This window comes from Kitasatospora sp. MAP12-44 (genome assembly GCF_029892095.1).
Lineage (GTDB): Bacteria > Actinomycetota > Actinomycetes > Streptomycetales > Streptomycetaceae > Kitasatospora.
In genome coordinates, this window is sequence record NZ_JARZAE010000004.1 from 464,219 (window position 1) to 481,170 (window position 16,952).

General features: G+C 71.9%; 13 protein-coding genes. 8 read left to right on the plus strand and 5 right to left on the minus strand.

What is annotated here, in order from left to right; all coding sequences use genetic code 11:
• Window positions 1-24: 24 nt before the first annotated feature.
• Entirely contained in the window at window positions 25-1,656 is a 1,632-nt protein-coding gene (locus tag P3T34_RS03225) for a transposase (RefSeq protein ID WP_280664430.1), read from the minus strand.
• A 230-nt stretch (window positions 1,657-1,886) separates the two neighbouring features.
• On the opposite strand from P3T34_RS03225, the gene P3T34_RS03230 reads away from it, so the two are divergent.
• From P3T34_RS03230 to P3T34_RS03245, 4 genes are all read left to right on the plus strand, one after another.
• Entirely contained in the window at window positions 1,887-2,363 is a 477-nt protein-coding gene (locus P3T34_RS03230; protein WP_280664431.1) for a hypothetical protein, read from the plus strand.
• 47 nt (window positions 2,364-2,410) lie between these two features.
• Window positions 2,411-2,866 carry a hypothetical protein gene (locus P3T34_RS03235; protein ID WP_280664432.1) on the plus strand — a complete coding sequence of 152 codons (456 nt, stop codon included), beginning with the start codon at window positions 2,411-2,413 and terminating at the stop codon, window positions 2,864-2,866.
• A 101-nt stretch (window positions 2,867-2,967) separates the two neighbouring features.
• Window positions 2,968-4,257 carry a CBS domain-containing protein gene (locus P3T34_RS03240; protein WP_280664433.1) on the plus strand — a complete coding sequence of 430 codons (1,290 nt, stop codon included), beginning with the start codon at window positions 2,968-2,970 and terminating at the stop codon, window positions 4,255-4,257.
• A gap of 161 nt (window positions 4,258-4,418) precedes the next feature.
• Window positions 4,419-6,014: an Nramp family divalent metal transporter gene (locus tag P3T34_RS03245; RefSeq protein WP_280664434.1), complete on the plus strand. Its 1,596-nt coding sequence runs from the start codon at window positions 4,419-4,421 to the stop codon at window positions 6,012-6,014.
• 51 nt (window positions 6,015-6,065) lie between these two features.
• Here the strand turns inward: P3T34_RS03245 and P3T34_RS03250 are convergent, their stop codons facing one another.
• The 4 genes from P3T34_RS03250 to P3T34_RS03265 form a co-directional block, all read right to left on the minus strand.
• Window positions 6,066-6,551 (minus strand): hypothetical protein, encoded by a 486-nt coding sequence (locus tag P3T34_RS03250; RefSeq protein WP_280664435.1) that lies wholly within the window; start codon window positions 6,549-6,551, stop codon window positions 6,066-6,068.
• Between the two features lie 127 nt (window positions 6,552-6,678).
• Entirely contained in the window at window positions 6,679-9,387 is a 2,709-nt protein-coding gene (locus P3T34_RS03255; protein ID WP_280664436.1) for an AMP-binding protein, read from the minus strand.
• Entirely contained in the window at window positions 9,384-10,886 is a 1,503-nt protein-coding gene (locus P3T34_RS03260) for an HlyD family efflux transporter periplasmic adaptor subunit (protein ID WP_280664437.1), read from the minus strand. The genes P3T34_RS03255 and P3T34_RS03260 overlap by 4 nt, the downstream gene beginning before the upstream one ends.
• Window positions 10,887-11,032: 146 nt before the next feature.
• On the minus strand, window positions 11,033-12,262 hold the full coding sequence (locus P3T34_RS03265) for an NAD-dependent epimerase/dehydratase family protein (protein WP_280664438.1): 1,230 nt from the start codon (window positions 12,260-12,262) through the stop codon (window positions 11,033-11,035).
• Window positions 12,263-12,864: 602 nt separating this feature from the next.
• Between P3T34_RS03265 and P3T34_RS03270 the strand changes: the two genes are divergently transcribed.
• The 4 genes from P3T34_RS03270 to P3T34_RS03285 are packed head-to-tail and all read left to right on the plus strand — an operon-like array spanning window position 12,865 to window position 16,928.
• Window positions 12,865-13,602, plus strand: coding sequence for a phosphoadenylyl-sulfate reductase (locus tag P3T34_RS03270; RefSeq protein WP_280664439.1), 738 nt, complete (start codon window positions 12,865-12,867; stop codon window positions 13,600-13,602).
• A complete protein-coding gene (cysD, locus tag P3T34_RS03275; protein ID WP_280664440.1) occupies window positions 13,599-14,543 on the plus strand; it encodes a sulfate adenylyltransferase subunit CysD in 945 nt (314 codons plus the stop codon). The genes P3T34_RS03270 and cysD overlap by 4 nt, the downstream gene beginning before the upstream one ends.
• Window positions 14,543-15,892, plus strand: a complete 1,350-nt coding sequence (locus tag P3T34_RS03280; protein ID WP_280664441.1) for a GTP-binding protein — start codon at window positions 14,543-14,545, stop codon at window positions 15,890-15,892. Before cysD ends, P3T34_RS03280 begins: the two co-directional genes overlap by 1 nt.
• Before the next feature lie 31 nt (window positions 15,893-15,923).
• Window positions 15,924-16,928, plus strand: a complete 1,005-nt coding sequence (locus P3T34_RS03285; RefSeq protein ID WP_280664442.1) for an ABC transporter substrate-binding protein — start codon at window positions 15,924-15,926, stop codon at window positions 16,926-16,928.
• Window positions 16,929-16,952 lie beyond the last annotated feature (24 nt).

Genomic DNA, 16,952 nt, shown 5'->3' on the forward strand with positions numbered 1-16,952 from the left:
GATGACCCTGTACTACCGTTCCAATTAAGTAGGCAGGAGTGGGTCGTTGGCCCACTGCTGGTCACTGCGTGCATCCCGAACGGTGGTGGATGCCCGACTGGTCGCCCGCGTTCTCGTTGTCCCTGCTCGGGCGGGTGCATCGTGTGCACGGTCCGTGGCTGGGTGGCGGGTTTCCTCACGCCCCCGGGCACCTGGTTCGACCTGGACGCTCCGATGCCCGTGCACATCGCTCTGGTGTGCACGGGGCGGTTGCGTCCGTCGCCGAAGGGGGCACCCCCGGCCGAAGGCTGGGGGAGGGTGTCCGAGGGCGCGCCTGCCGATCGCGATGCTCGCGGCATCGTGTCGGGTGGTCTTGCGGTGCGGGGCGGCCATGGGCTTCTGCCAGTGCTGCGCACCCCATTGGGAGGTATAAGCCGGGTCCGCGGCGACGATGGACAGGTCCATCTCGGCAGCCATGGACACGAGGCGTGCCTTGAGCCTCCCGGTGGGGATGCCGGAGATGAGCTGGCGAAAGCGCTTCTTGCGGCCGTGCTTCTCGCGGGTCTTCTCGTCGCCGAAGTCGAGGTTCTCCAAGCCGATGGCGTCGACGCCGCAGCGCTTGGCCCAGTGGAGGAGGCGGGTGATGGCGTGGCGGATCTGGGCGTCGCGATGAGAGGCCGACCCGGACAGGTCGTAGGGGAAGCGGTGGGGGTCGCCGACGGGGTTGCCGTCGCGGTTCAGGTGCCAGGCCGCGAAGTGGTCGGCGTTCGTGTCCACGGCGACCATGCCAGCGGCGCGGGCGGTGGCCAGCGGGACGGTGCGGACGACCGGCCGGGTCCAGGCCGCGTCGAGATACCACCGCTCACGGGAAACGTCCAGGTGGATGCGGTACGCCACCGCCCGGTTGTGCTCGATGCGGTCGCGCCATTCCTCGCCCCGGTGCGCGAAGGCGACCCTCGCCGTCAGGACGTACCGGCCGTGCCCGGCGTTGGCCAGGCCGGCGAGGGGTGCGGGCAGCTTGATGCTCACCGCGCCGTCGGGGGTGACGCGGATCGTCTCGTTCCCCCACCGCTTGCCCGACTCCCCGTCGGCGGACAGGAACCAGCGCGCCGCCTGCCAGCGCGCCCGCCACTGCGGCTCGGTGAGGTTGGCGGCGGCGAGGTGGTGCCGGGTGTTCAGCAGCTTGCGGCCCCCGCGCACCACCCGCACCCGCCCGGCCTCCCGATCCGCACCCACGGCGGCGCGGCGCTCCTCCAGGGCGTGCAGGCGGCGGGACTTGACGAACCACTCATGCTTGGACCGGTAGCCGCCCGGGGCGCGCTTGGTGCCCTTCTCCCCGATCGGCAGGGACAGCCGGTGGCGCAGCGTGCGGATACCAGTGTCCAAGCTGTCCAGGTGTGCGGCCTGCCCCCGGCGCGACAGCGCCCACTGGTCGTGGGTCGCCTTCGTGATCGACCCGGCCCACCGCGACGACGAATCGGGGGTCAAATCCCGCTTGCGGACCGCCCAGCTGTCGGCGCAGTGCCCCAGGCCGTCCGCGCACCGGGCGGTCAGATCGCGCGAGGCCAGCGAACCGAGATGCCCGCCGACCAACCGCAGGACCTTCTCATCCTCCGCCGTAAGCCCCTTCAGGCGGTCACGCACCGTCACCCCGGTCGGGCCGACCACCTCCCTCATCCACCGGGCAGTCCGAGCATGCGCACAATCACCGACAAACCGTCAAACCACTTCAAACATCACTGAATTGGACACTAGGAATGGGACTCCCGAGAGAACTCCCGCACACTCAAGCGCACTTATGCCCACTCCACGACCAGCAGCTAACAACCCCAAGGCCGTCAGCGCCGCAGCCACCCGGTAGCCGGGCCGACGGGAAGAGGAACGGGAAGGAAAGGAATCGTCCAGTCATGGTCCACTTGAGGGCACTCCCCCGGCTGCGGACCCGCGAGGGTTCGGCGGTGCTCACCGTACTCACGGTGAGCGTGCTGGAGATCGTCGTCCTGAGCGCGGTTCCGATGCAGGAGCGGCCCGCGATCGGTGGTGCCCTGATCGGTGCCACCGCAGCGGTCCTCGTGGTGGCCGGCGTGGTCTGGCGGCGGCTGCAAAGCCCCCGACGTACGGCGGCGCCCGCCGACCAGACGACGGACGGACCGTGGTTCACCGCCCGCACCCTGGAGGACTTCCCCACCGAGGCCGTCCACCCGCTGGTGCTCGAACCGCACGCGCCCAGCCTCAACGCGCTCTACACCGCGTGGGTCTTCGTCCGGCAGGGCTACGACAGCAGGTGGATCGCCCGGCACCTCGACCTGCCCACCGACGTGGTCCTCCTCCTGGTCGAGAGCGCCCGTCGACAGGCCGCGATAAACGCGACAAAAGAGCATTGAACGGGCATCGGGGCCACCATGGACGGTGGAGGAGAGGAGGGATCGCCATGAGGGCTCTGCCCCACCCGAGCTCCGCTGAGGGAACGGCCGCGATCGTCGCCGTCATCGTCGCTCTCGCGGCCATGGCGGCGCTGGGTCTCTCCCCCGCCGACGACCGGCCCGTGGTCGGCGCAGCGCTCATCGGCGCCGTGGTCGCGGCCCTCGGCATCCTCGTAGCACTCGGTTACACCCGCCGGAGTCATTCCCGGCGTGCCCCCCGACAGCTCGCGCAGGACACTACCGAGGCGTGGTTCAGCGCGCCGACCCTGGAGGGCTTCCCCGCGCGGGAGCTGGCTCCGCTGCTCTCCGGGGAGCACCCGCCGAGCCCGAACCGCCTGCAGACCGCGTGGGTGTTCGCCACCCACGGTCAGGATGCCGTGTGGTTGGAGCACCATTTCGGGCTGCCGGGCGACGTGGCCCACGTGCTCGTCGACGCCGCCCACCACCACGGCGAATCCCACTGACCGGTCCGCGTTGAGCCCTTCGGGCCATCCGGCGGGCCTGCCCTGGTGCGCCTCGCGGGCCGGGGAGGCGGGCGGGCTAGCTTCGTACCGTGGACCGTGTCGTGTCTTTGTCCCAGCTGCTGCGCCGCCCCCTGGTGGGGCGCGCCGGCGAGGTGGTGGGCCGTCTGTCCGATGTGATCGTGCGACTGCGCGGCCGCGACTACCCCGTGGTCACCGGCCTCGTCTCGGAAGTCGGTAGGCGTGAGGTCTTCCTCCCCGTCGAGCAGGTTGCGGACTTCGACGGGGAGCATGTCCAACTGACCAGCGAGGTCGTGGACCTGCGGCCCTTCGAGCGGCGCGAGGGGGAGGTGCTGCTGCGCGCGGATGTGCTCGGGCACCGGGTCATCGATGTCGCCGATGTCGAACTCGTACGGGCCCACGACCTCGAACTGCGCGGGCGCCCGGACGGGTGGGTCGTCGACGGCCTGGACACCGCCCCGCACCGGCCCCGGCTGTTCGGCTTCTTCGCGGGCGAGTCCCAGGCGCAGTGGCGGGACTGGAAGTCCTTCGAGCCGCTGATCGGCCATGCCCAGTCGGCCCGCGTGCGGGGGACGTTCGGGCGCTTGGGCCGGCTCAAGCCGGCCGACATCGCGGACCTGCTGGAGGACGCCAACCGCACCGAGTCGCGCGAGATCCTGCAGACCGTGCACGCCGATCCCGAGCTGGAGGCGGACGTCTTCGAGGAGTTGGAGCCCGACTCGCAGACCCGCCTGCTCCGGGAGCGGAGCGACGCGCAGATCGCCGCGGTCCTGGCGCGGATGCGCGCGGACGACGCCGCCGACGCGATCAACGACCTGCCGCAGAACCGCCGCCAACCGGTGCTCGACGCGCTGCCCGCCGGCCAGCGCACCAAGGTCATGACACTGATGGGCTTCAACCCCTCCAGCGCCGGCGGGCTGATGGCCCTCGACATCCTCACCGCGCCACCCGGCTCGACCGTCGCCGAGGTGCTGGGACGCGTCAGCGCTGCTCGCACCCTCCAGCCCGAGGCGCTCACCAGCGTGCACGTCGTCGCGGAGGGTAACCGGCTGATCGGCACCGCGACCCTGGTGGCCCTGCTGCAGGCCGATCCGGACGCCCGCCTTGAGCAGGTCATGGTCACCGAACCGGTCCGGGTGCTGCCCGACACCGATGCCGAGGACGTCGCCCTGCTGATGACCGACTACAACCTGCTCACCGTCCCCGTCGTCGACCACCAGGACCGCATCCTGGGCGTCATCACCGTCGACGACATCCTGGAGACGGTCATCCCCGAGGACTGGCGCCGCCGCGAACCCGCCCCGCACCCCGCCCACCGCACCGACCAGGCCGCTCCCAATGGGCCCGCGCAGGTCACGGACATCGGCGGATGACGGCACCGGAGAATCCCTCGGAGGACAATCGGAGCGCCCCCGCCACGCCCCCGCCTCAGCCGCCCGCACCGCCGAACCCCAATCCCGCACCACCGGCACCGCCCGCACCGCCCGCACCGCCCGCACCGCCGAAGCCCAAGCCCGCGCCACGACCCAGCGCTGTGCTGGACGAAGCCCATCTCGGCGACATCGAAGGCGCGTTCGGCCGCATCTCCGTCGGGCACGCCGAAGACCGCCCCGGCCTGAAGACCCGGCTGCTGACGCTGCTGGCGATCGTCGGCCCCGGCATCATCGTCATGGTCGGCGACAACGACGCCGGCGGCGTCGCCACCTACGCCCAGGCCGGGCAGAACTACGGCTACTCGCTGCTCTGGGTCCTGCTGCTGCTCATCCCCGTCCTGATCGTCAACCAGGAGATGGTGGTCCGCCTCGGAGCGGTCACCGGCGTCGGGCACGCCCGCCTGATCAACGAACGGTTCGGCAAGTTCTGGGGCTGGTTCAGCGTCGGAGACCTCTTCGTCCTCAACTTCCTGACGATCGTCACCGAGTTCATCGGCATCTCGCTCGCTGCCGAATACCTCGGCGCCTCCAAGTACTGGGTGGTGCCGACCGCCGCCCTGCTGCTGATCGCCGTCACCGCCAGCGGCTCCTTCCGCCGCTGGGAGCGCGCGATGTTCGCCCTCATCGCCGTCAGCCTGCTGCTGATCCCCCTCACCCTGCTGTCCGGACCCCAATGGGGCCAGGCCGCACACCACTTCGTCGTCCCCGGCATCCAGGGCGGCATCTCCAGCGACGCCGTCCTGCTGATCATCGCCATCGTCGGCACCACCGTCGCGCCCTGGCAACTGTTCTTCCAGCAGTCCAACGTCATCGACAAGCGCATCACCCCGCGCTTCATCGGCTACGAGCGCGCCGACACCGTCATCGGCTCCCTGGTGGTCGTCGTCGGCGCCGCCGCCCTGGTCATGATCGCCGACTACGCCGCACGCGGCACGAGCTACGCGGGCCACTTCACCGACGCCGCCGGCGTCGCCCACGCCCTCGCACAGCACAGCCACGCCCTGGCCGTGATGTTCGCGATCGTCCTGATGGACGCCAGCATCATCGGCGCCGCCGCCGTCACCCTCGCCACCAGCTATGCCTTCGGCGACGTCTTCAACCTGCGCCACTCGCTGCACCGCGGCTTCGGCGAGGCCAAGAAGTTCTACGCCTCCTACAGCCTCATGGTGCTGCTGGCCGCCGGCATCGTCCTCATCCCCGGCGCACCGCTGGGCGTGATCACCGAAGCCGTCCAGGCACTGGCCGGACTCCTTCTCCCCTCGGCCAGCGTCTTCCTGCTGCTGCTCTGCAACGACGCCGAAGTCCTCGGACCCTGGGTCAACCCCCGCTGGCTCAACCTCCTCGCCGCGCTGATCATCACCGTCCTGCTTCTGCTCTCCGCCACCCTGATGACCACCACCCTCTTCCCCACCATCGATGTCAAGGCACTCACCGTCTGGCTCGCCATCGCCCTCGTCGTCGCACTGGCCGTGGCGGCCGCCGGGCTGGGGATCGCCCGGCGCCGCTCCGGCGTCCCGGCGCCGCGACCGGTGCTGCCCGCGGCCGAGAAACTGGCCTGGCGGATGCCCCCGCTCGCCCTGCTCAAGCCCGTCCAGTGGTCCCCCGGCCTGCGGCTCGGCATGCTGGCGCTGCGCGGCTACCTCGTGCTCAGCGCCGTGCTGCTCCTCATCAAGGCCATCCGCCTCGGCGGCGCATAAGACCGCCCACCACTTGCCGGTCGGTCCAAGGGCACTCAGGCGGCGTGCTGCTCACCGGTCGGGGAACAGGGTCCGGGCCAGCCGGGCCAGGTCTGCCAGGTCCGTCTCCGCCGTGCGGGTCCCCGCCATGGCAGACGCGGTGGGGCGGCCCGCCCGTATCCCGGCGGAGAACGGCTGTCGGGCGGCGGCCCGCTCCTGCGCTCGCTCCATGACCCCGCGGTGCAGTACACGGCCGGCCAGCGCATCGCCCTCGCTGGCGTCGGCCCGCTCCAGCGCGGCGACCGCCTCCTGCTTCGCGTCCACGACCTGGGCCCGCTGCACGGTGGTGCCGAAGAGCGCACCGGCGCCGGCGAAGACCACTGCTTCGAGGCCGGAGAGCAGGTAGATCAGCCGGTCCCAGTTCTTGTCGCCGCGCATCACGCCGAGCACGACCAGGGCCGCCAGGAAGACGACCAGTAACGCGATGACCGTAACGGTCGCGGCCGGCCCCAGGGGGCCTTGACGGGTGGCCGGAGGCGCCGGCTGAGAAGTGGCCATGGGACAACCCTCCTAGAGCTCGCACACGCTTCAACTACCCACCGCAGCGACGCTTCCAGGCTATCCCCGCAGCGCCGTCCCAGCCGCTCCGGCGCCGGCGCCTCGCAGTGCAGGGGCACGGCGAACGTCAGACCAGAGCGCCTGTGGTCAAGGCGAGCAGGGCGGCTCGGTCGACCTTTCCCGACGCGAGGCGCGGGAAGGCCGCGAGGACCGTGACCGAGGCGGGCGTGAGCGGCGCGGGCAGCAGTTGCCGCAGCTGGCCCAGCACCCTGGTCGGCTCGGCTTCGCCGACCACGAAGACGCGTAGCACCCCTTCCCGCCCGCGATCGTCCGTCACCACCAGCGCGTCGCGAACTCCCTTGAGGCCCTCGGTGAGTTGCTCGATGCCCGCGGGTTCGATCCATCGACCGGAGACTTCAAGGCGGGTGTCGAGGCGGCCGTCCAGTTGGAGCTGACCCGACCTCCCGATCACGCCCAGGTCCCCGCTGCGGTAGGCGCTCACCCGGGCCTGTCCCAGGCGCAGTTCGGCGAAGGCGGCGCCGTCCGCCGCCGGGTGCAGGTAGCCCGGGGACAGTCCCGGCCCGGTGAGCCAGACCTCGCCGTGGACCCCGGGCGGCAGCGGGTTACCCAGGGCGTCGGCCACCACGACGTGGGCTCCGGCGACGCCGTGGCCGACGTGCGTCTCCTGGCCCGGCAGCAGCAGGCCCATGCTGGCCGTGCCGGTCGCCTCGGTGGGGCCGTAGAGGTTCCAGATCTGCGCGGCTGGCAAGGCCTGCCGGGTCCGCTGCAGCAGGGCCCGCCCCGGGGCCTCGCCGCCGAGCAGCAGCCGGGCCACCCCCGACAGCGCCAACGGGGGCGCCTGTGCCTCGGCCTCGTGCAGCAGCTCCGACCAGTAGCTGGGCAGGCAGTTGAGCACGAGCGGGCCGGTGGCGGTGCTCAACTCGGCGACCATCGCGGCGCGTTCGTGCGGCCGCGCGGTGGGGACCCAGGTGGCTCCGCCGGCGTACAGCGGGCCGAGCAGCTGCTTGAGACTGGCGTCGCAGAGCGCAGAGGCCAGCACCGGAAACGGCGGGTGGTCGGCCAGGATCTCCTCGGCGGCCCAGCGCAGGTGGTTGTCGAGGCCGGCTCTCGGGATGCGGACGAACTCCGGCCCGCCGCTCGCGCCCGGGGTCCGCAGCAGGCAGGCCGCCGCCCGGGCGGGGACGGGTGTGGGGCGCCCTGGATCCTGCGCCGCAGCGCCGCCGTCCAGCGCCACGATGGCGGTCCGCCCGGGGACGGCGACGTGCGGGGCGTCCGGGCCGGCGAACAGCACCGTGGCGCCCGAGCGGCGGATCGCCTCGGCCAGCTCTGCCGGCGGTTCGTCCGGGGACAGCGGGAGGAAGGCCGCTCCGCGCCACATGGCTGCCAGGTAGCCGGCCAGCAGACCGGCGCCCGGCCGGGCGAGGACGGCGACCACCTGGCCCGCCGCGCCGCCGCCCAACTCGTGGGCGAGAGCGCCCACTCGGCCCAGCAGGTCGCTGCGGCTGAGGGTCTGCCGGCCGTCCCGCAGCGCGGGAGCTGCGGGGTCCTGGTCGGCCAGCCGGGCCAGCCGAGTGCACAGGTCCTCGGCGGGCTCCCGGAGCGTGGTCAACTGGGTTGCGAGCGAGTCGAGTTCGCTGCTCGGGAGCACGGAGAGCAGCTGCAGCGGGCGGTCCGGGTGGGCCACCATGTCCGTCAGCAGGGCCGCCCACATGGCCAGCAGGGTCCGCAGGGCCACGGCCGTGCGCGCATTGGTGCTCTCGGCGCTCAGCCGCAGGCCGCCGGGGTCGGCGACGGATCTCAGGAGCACGGCGCCCGCGCGCAGTTCGGACCAGCGCAGCAGCTGCCAGCCCGGCGGTACGGCGAGTTCGCCCTGGTCCAGCAGGAAGAGCGGGACGGCGGATCCTTCGGCCAGCGCGGGCCGCAGGACCGACGGCCGCCCGGCTGCCGCCTCCCTCGCCCGACGGGCCAGCTCGCTGCGCGCACTGGCCTCCAGCCGGGGCCCGGCGACGTGGGGCACCGCCTGGGTGAGCGGGCCCGGGGTCGCCTGCCGGACCGGGCCCAGGAGGCCGCGGATGTCGACCAGCTCGGCCAGCGGCGGGGCGTCGTCGGTCAGCCTGCGCAGCAGCGCCTCCAGCGCGAGGCGCGCGAAGGCGTCGGCACCCGGTCCAGCCACCCGGTGTTCGACGCGGACGCCCTCGCCGCGGGCGGTCAGGCCGTCCAGGCCCAGGGCGGTGAGCGCGGGGCTGGGCGTGGACTGGGTCCGCGGGGTGCGCCCATGGCGTTCCGGGGCGAGCAGCCGCTCGGCGTCCAGCAGTGCGCGGTGCCGGGCAGCGACGGCGAAGAAGTCGCCCCAGCGGCCCGTACGGCCCGTGCGGCCCGTGCGGCCGGCCAGCCGGGACTCGATGTCGGCGAGCAGCAGCCCCACCGTCGCGCGGTCGGCGAACAGCGGATCGCCGCTCACTTCGAGGCGGAGGCGGGCGCCGTCAGCGAGGTCGGCCACGCTGACCTCCAGGGTGCCGGCGGTCAGCCGCCAGCCCCGGCCGTCGGGGCTCAACTGGTGGCGACTGGGCTGCGGTTGCTGTCGGCCCTCGCGTGCGCCCGGCCGGTCGAGCAGGGCGCAGCGCAGGACCGGCATGGCCTCCAGGGCGGCGAGGACCGCCGGCAGCAGGTCGCCCGCCCCGGCGCCGCGCCGTTCCACCACGGCGTGGAAGCGCCGGTGGGGATAGGCCAGCGTCGCGCGCTGGAACGGGCTCAGGTCGTGCCCGGCGACCGGCGCGGCCACCGGCCGGCCGCCGGGGGTGGTCCGGGAGGTCATCCCAGGCTCACATCGACCGACATGCCGGCCAGCAGGTCGGACTGCTGGGAATCCGTGGTGATCGTGACGTCGTAGTAGGTCCCGCCGGGCACGCGGGCCGGGTCCAGCAGGATCTGGCTGATCCGACCGGTGACGGTGTGACCGGTGGCCGAGACGTTCAGCGTGGCGGCCTGGCCCTGGTGGACGGCGGTGATCTCGGATTCGGGCAGCTGCGCGGTGACGCTGAGCGGTCCGGCGTACACCGTGACCACGGCGGAGTAGGCGCCGTTCTCGCTGGTGCTGGAGGCGGTGCCGGGGGCGGCGCTGGGGACGAACAGCTGGATGCCCGGCTGCTGGTTGACCAGGGTGCCGCTCTGCGCCGCGGGACCCGCGTAGGTGCGCACGCCCTCGGGGCCGACGACATCACCCGCGGCTCCCGCGGTGTCGGCCACCACCCCGTCCGCCGGTGCGACGATCGAGGTCTGCCGCAACGCCAGTTGGTCAGAGGCCAGTTGGGCCTGGGCTGTGGCCAGTTGCGACTGGGCCTGGGCGATGGTCGCCGGGGTCAGGGCGGTGCCCTGGGCGCCGACCTTGGCCTGGGCTGTCTGGAGCACGACCTGGCTCTGCGAGAGGCGGCCGGCGTCCTGCTGCTCCTGGGCCTGGTTGGAGGACTGGATCGCTCCCAGGCTCGCCTGGGCCTGGGCCAACGCGGCCGAGTCCTTGTCGAGTTGGGACTGCAGGTTGGTGCAGAACTCCTCCTGGCCGACCGGGGTCGAGGGTGCCGCCGTGGGCGGGGCGGGGGTGGTCGAGTGGGAGGCGGAGGCGGAGGGTGACGGCGCGGAGGCCGAGGGCGCGGGTATGGGGGTGAGCGCGGCCGGGGGCGGAGCCGGGGGCGCGGGAGGCGTCGGCCCGGCCGGAGTCGCGGAGCAGTACAGCGCGTAGTGCGTGGTGTCGTTGTCCAGGGTCGCCTGATCGGAGGTGACCACCGTGCTCTGGGCGGCGGTCGCGTTCTGCGCCTCGTTCTGAGCGAGCGTCAGGGCCCCTTGTGCGGTGGTGGTCGCGGCCTGCGCCTTGGCGACGTCGAGCTGGTTCTGGGCGATCTGGTCCGCGGTGGTCTGCGGGTTCCGGTCCTGCGTGAGCAGGGCGTTGTCGGCGTCGACGGCGGCCTGCGCCGCTGCGAGGTTCGCCGCCGCCACACTGCTCACCTGGGTCGCGAGCACCTGGCCGGCTTTGACGTGGTCGCCGGGGCGCACGGTCAGTGTCTGCACCGTCGCCGTGTTGGGAAAGTTCAGGTAGTAGGCGTGTGCGGGGGCGACCTCGCCGCTGAAGCTCACCGGGCGCGAGGCGATCGCGTTGTACGTCAGTACGCCGATGCCCGAACCGACGAGCGCCACGCTCACCGCCACCGCCAGTTGCTTGACGCCCATCGGCGCTCTGGCCGGCCTGATCTCACCCACCCCCGCCTCGCCGCTGGCGAGCGCCGCGTTCATACCGCGCACGGGGCGCGAGGGCTTGGCCATCTGTGCCTCCTGTCCTGTCGTGGCGCAGCGCCGTGTCCGGAGCCGGCCCCGGGGTGGGCCGGCGTCTGCGGAGGGGTCGTACGGCGTGCTGCGCCCATGCGGTCTCTGCTGTGCTGGGATGTCCGCGCCGGGCCGGCGCCGACATGTTAGGGGCGGGTGTCCGCGGGCCGGGGCGTGAGCAGTTCGGTCACCAGGTCGTCGGCGATCGTCATCCCGGGGCGCCAGACGGACCTGGCGATGATCTTGGTGAGGTCGACGCGCGAGCGGTAGCGCTCGGCGATGTCGGTGCACTCGCTGAGCAGGCCGTCCGACAGGGTGGTGGGTTCGAGCCCGAGCCCGAGGAACCGGTCGTTGCGGACGATCAGTTCGTTCTCGTCGTCCTCCCGGCGGGGGTTGGGCAGGTTCGCCACCGGTACGCCGGTCATGCTGCTGACCAACTTGGCCAGGTCGCGCACCCGGTGGGTCTCGGTGACCTGGTTGAAGACCATCGGCCGCTCGCCCGCGGCGGGCGGGTTGGCCAGCGCGATCTCGATACATCGGACGGTGTCGCTGATGTGGATGAACGCGCGGGTCTGGCCACCGGTGCCGTGCACGGTCAGCGGGTGTCCGACCGCGGCCTGCATCAGGAAGCGGTTGAGGACCGTCCCGTAGTCGCCGTCGTAGTCGAAGCGGTTGACCAGGCGTTCGTCGCGGACCGTCTGCTCGGTCTGGGTGCCCCAGACGATGCCCTGGTGCAGGTCGGTGATCCGGACCTGGTCGTTGGCCGCGTAGAAGGAGAACATCAGCTGGTCGAGGGTCTTGGTCAGGTGGTAGACCGAGCCGGGGTGGGCCGGGTGCAGGATCTCGCGTTCCAGATCGCCGGTCGGGGTGGGGACCTTGACGGTCAGGTAGCCCTCGGGGATCGGGGCGGAGCCGGACCAGCCGTAGCCGTAGACGCCCATGGTGCCCAGGTGGACGAGCGCGGCGTCGGTCCCGGTCGCGACCAGCGCGGCGAGCAGGTTGTGGGTGGCGCGCACGTTGTTGTCGACCGTGTAGCGCTTGGTCTGGGTGGAGCGCATCGAGTAGGGCGCGGCGCGCTGTTCGGCGAAGTGCACGACGGCGTCGGGCCGCAGCTCGGTCAGTAACGCGGCCAGCCGGTCGTACTCGGTGGCCAGGTCGAGCCGTACGAAGCCGATCTCCCGCCCGGAGACCTCGCGCCACGCGCGCAGCCGCTCGCCGATGGGCCGGATGGGCGTGAGCGACTGGACCTCGAGTTCCAGGTCGATCGCGCGGCGGCTCAGGTTGTCGACGACGGTGACGTCGTGACCTCGATCGGACAGGTAGAGCGCGGTCGGCCACCCGCAGAATCCGTCGCCGCCGAGAACCAGGACATGCATATCTCCACCTCCATGCTGAAATGCCGGGGGATGCAGGAAATTACCGTGCAGAATAGCTGCATGAAATGCCCGGGCGCGGTCGCCGAAAAAGGGCAGGCGGTCGGCCGGGAAAAGGTGTGCCAGAAATGTGCTGGATGCGCAGGGGGCAGCATGCCTGGTGGGGGTAGGCAGCCGGGCAAGCGACTATGCCACACACTGCGTGGCATGTCCAGAACAAGTCACGAGCCGTGACTCAAAATCCTCAAGTCACCACTCCACGCTGAGTCGTACCCCACCGAGGGCGGGGTGCAGTACGAACTCGTGGGTAACCTTGGCATGGACGCGGCTCAATCGCAATGGGTCTCGCCATGACACTCGACAGGTCTTGCCGTGACATTCGACCGGCCGCCAATTCAAGATCAACCAATTCCGGCCGGGAGTCTGAACCGGATCTTAACCAGACTGGATTAACTGCCTCCGATTCGCCGGCTACACCGATTTGGTCGGCGATGTTAATTTCACGGTCGGGGCTGGCGTCGAATGCGCGTTCGCTGTATACCTGTGATGCTCACTCAGGTGTATACCTGTGGTGCCCACTCAGGCCAGGGAAAGGAAGACTTCCTATGGGAGTGAGAGATAGCGCCGACGGGAAATCGGTTCCCACGGCGCTCGCCCCCGACACGGGACTTCGCACACTCGCGGACGAGGCCGACGCCGCTCTGACGGACGCGAGCGCCGAGGAGATCATCTCCTGGGCGCACCGCACCTTCGGCGCGGGGCTCGTCCTCGCCTCCTCGATGGCGGACACCCACCTGGTCCATCTGGCCCAGACGGTCGCCCCCGGGATCGACGTCCTGTTCCTGGACACCGGGTACCACTTCGCCGAGACCATCGGCACCCGCGACGCCGTGGCGCAGACGTACCAGGTCAACCTGGTCTCGCTGACACCCCGTCAGAGCACCGCCGAACAGGACGCGCAGTACGGCCCGCGGCTGCACGAGCGCGACCCGGAGCTCTGCTGCGCGCTGCGCAAGGTCGAGCCGCTCGACCGGGGCTTAGGACCGTACACGGCCTGGCTCAACGGAATGCGCCGAGCGGAGTCGCCGACCCGTGCCCGCATCCGGGTGGTCGACTACGACGCCAAGCGCGACATGGTGAAGATCTCCCCGCTGGCCGCCTGGAGCCAGGACGACGTAGCGGCCTACGAGTCCGCCCACGGCGTCCTGGTCAATCCGCTGCTCCAGGACGGGTACACCTCGATCGGCTGCGAGCCGTGCACGCGGCGCCCGTTGCCCGGCCAGGACCAGCGCTCGGGCCGCTGGGCCGGCGCGGCCAAGACCGAATGCGGTCTGCACGCATGAGCGGCCAGGAGGGGGCGGCCCCGCCGGTCGTCGAGAGCCCGCCGACGCGGCGGCTCTCCCATCTGGACGTGCTGGAGTCCGAGTCGGTGCACATCTTCCGTGAGAGCGCGGCCCAGTTCGAACGGCCCGCGCTGCTGTTCTCCGGCGGCAAGGACTCCATCGTGATGCTGCACCTGGCGCTCAAGGCCTTCTGGCCGGCGCCGGTGCCCTTCGGACTGCTGCACGTGGACACCGGCCACAACTTCCCCGAGGTGCTCGCCCACCGCGACGCCACGGTGTCCGAACACGGACTGCGGCTGACGATCGCATGCGTCCAGGACTTCATCGACGACGGCCGCCTGCGCGAGCGCCCCGACGGAACCCGCAACCCGCTGCAGACCGTTCCGCTGCTGGACGCGATCGCCCGGGGCGGGCACGACGCCCTGTTCGGCGGTGGCCGACGGGACGAGGAGAAGGCCCGGGCCAAGGAACGGGTCTTCTCGCTGCGCGACGAGTTCGGCGCCTGGGACCCGCGCCGCCAGCGACCCGAGCTGTGGTCGCTCTACAACGGGCGCCGGCGCCCCGGTGAGCACGTCCGGGTCTTCCCGCTGTCCAACTGGACCGAGCTGGACGTGTGGCAGTACATCGCCCGCGAGTCCATCGCGCTGCCCGGGATCTACTTCGCCCACAAACGCGGCGTCTTCCTGCGCGAGGGCATGTGGCTGACCCCGGGCGACTGGGGCGGCCCGCGCCCCCACGAACTGGTGGAGCAGCGCCAGGTGCGCTACCGCACGGTGGGGGACATGTCCTGCACCGGCGCCGTCGACTCGAACGCGCTGACCGTCGACGAGGTGATCCTGGAGATCGCCGCCTCGACGCTCACCGAGCGGGGCGCGACCCGGGCGGACGACCAGATGTCCGAGGCCGCGATGGAAGACCGCAAGCGTGAGGGGTACTTCTGATGACGCTCCATCACCACAGAACGGCGGCGGCCGGCCACGGCGCCGTAGCCGTAGCCGGCGCACCCGAGGTGTCGCTGCTGCGGCTGGCCACCGCGGGGTCGGTGGACGACGGCAAGTCGACCCTGGTCGGCCGGCTGCTGCACGACTGCCAGGCGGTGCTGGCCGACCAACTCGCGGCCGTGGAGCGGGTGTCGCGCGAGCGCGGACTCCCGGCTGCGGACCTCGCGCTGCTGACCGACGGCCTGCGCGCGGAGCGCGAGCAGGGCATCACCATCGACGTCGCCTACCGCTACTTCGCCACCCCCAGACGCCGGTTCATCCTGGCCGACACCCCGGGACACGTGCAGTACACCCGCAACATGGTCACCGGCGCCTCCACCGCCGAACTGGCCGTGGTCCTGGTCGACGCCCGCAACGGCGTCACCGAGCAGACCCGGCGCCATGTCGCGGTCGCCGCTCTGCTGCGGGTGCCGCACATGGTCCTGGCCGTCAACAAGATGGACCTGGTCGGCGGCGACGAGGCGGTCTTCACTGCGATCGCCGACGAGTGCGCCCGCTACGCGGCCAGGCTGGGGGCGCCCGAACTCGTCCCGATCCCGATCAGCGCCCTGCGCGGGGACAACGTGGTCACCCCCTCGTCGGAGATGAGCTGGTACGGCGGGCCGACGCTCCTCGAGCACCTCGAGGAGGTGGACGTGGAGGAGGACCCGGACACCCACCCGGCCCGGTTCCCCGTCCAGTACGTCCTGCGCCCGCAGCACGCGGGCGAGTTCCGGGACTACCGCGGCTACGCGGGCCGACTGGCCTCCGGCGTCCTGCGCCGCGGCGACCAGGTCGTGGTGCTGCCGTCGGGGCGGCAGTGCGCCATCGCGGCGATCGACCGGCTCGGGGAGCGGGATGTGGACTTCGCCCTCGCCCCGCAGTCGGTCACCCTTCGCCTGACGGAGGACCTGGACGTCTCACGCGGCGACCTGATCGTGCCGGCTGCCGCGCAGCCGCGGCTCACCAGGGACGTCCGCGCCACCGTGTGCCACCTCGCCGACCGGCCGCTGCGCGCCGGCACCCGGGTGCTGCTGCGGCACGCGACCAGCACCACCCGAGCGGTCGTCAGCTCCCTGGACGTCCGGCTGGATGTCACCACCCTGGGCGTCGAAGCCGCGCCGGAGAGCCTGCACGCCAACGAGATCGGAGTCCTCACGCTGCGCACGGCGAGCCCCCTGCCGATGGACGACTACCGCACCAACCGGCGCACCGGCTCGTTCCTGCTGGTGGACGAGGCGGACGGGTCCACGCTGACCGCCGGCATGGTCGGCGCCCTGGATGTGGGAGCGGCCCGCCATGGCGACTGAACCCGCACGTCGAAATCCAATTGTCATGCTCATGGTATTCCTCTTACTCGGTGCGCTGTCCGGCTGCGGGGGCTCGGCGGCCGCCAGTGCCGGGCCCGCGGCCACGCTCCGGCTCGGCTACTTCGCCGACATCACCCACGCCAGTGCCGTCATCGGGGTCGCCAAAGGCCTCTACGCCCACGACCTCGGGTCCACCCGGCTCGAACCGCAGGTCTTCCAGGCCGGCCCCGACGAGATGACCGCCTTGCTCGGCGGCCATCTGGACGCTGCCTACGTCGGCCCCTCCGCTGCTCTCAACGCGTACGCGCGCAGCCACGGCGAGGCCCTGCGCGTGGTCGCGGGCGCCACCATCGGCGGCGCGGAGCTGGTGGTGCGCGCCGGCATCACGACACCCGCCCAGCTCAAGGGCCGGACCCTGGCGACCCCGCAGCTGGGCAACACCCAGGACGTGGCCCTGCGGTACTGGCTGAGCCAACAGGGCCTGCGCACCGACCCGGACGGCGGCGGAGACGTCGCCGTCGTCCCGCAGAGCAACGCCACCACCCTCGACCAGTTCCGGCTCGGCCGCCTCGACGGCGCCTGGCTGCCCGAGCCCTGGGCCTCGCGCCTGGTCGAGGAGGGCGGCGGGCACGTCCTGGTGGACGAGCGGTCGCTGTGGCCGGACGGCCGCTTCGCCACCACCGAACTGGTCGTCGCCACCTCCTACCTGACCGCACACCCGCAGACGGTCCAGACCCTGATCAACGCCCAACTCGATACCCAGGACTGGGTGGCGGCCAACCCGGCCGCCGCGCAGCAGACGGCCGGCTCCGCCCTGCGCACGCTGACCGGCACCACGCTGCAGCCCGCCGAACTCTCCCGCGCCTGGAGCGAGCTGAGCCTCACCGACGACCCGGTCAGCGCCTCGCTGCCGACCCTGGTCCAGCACGCGGTGGCCGTCGGCGTGCTGCAGAAGACCAGCGTCACCGGCATGTACGACCTGACCCTGCTCGACCGCGCCCTCGCCGCACGCGGCTCCCCCGCCCTCCCCCGCTGAACCTGCGAGCCCCCTCATCGGAAA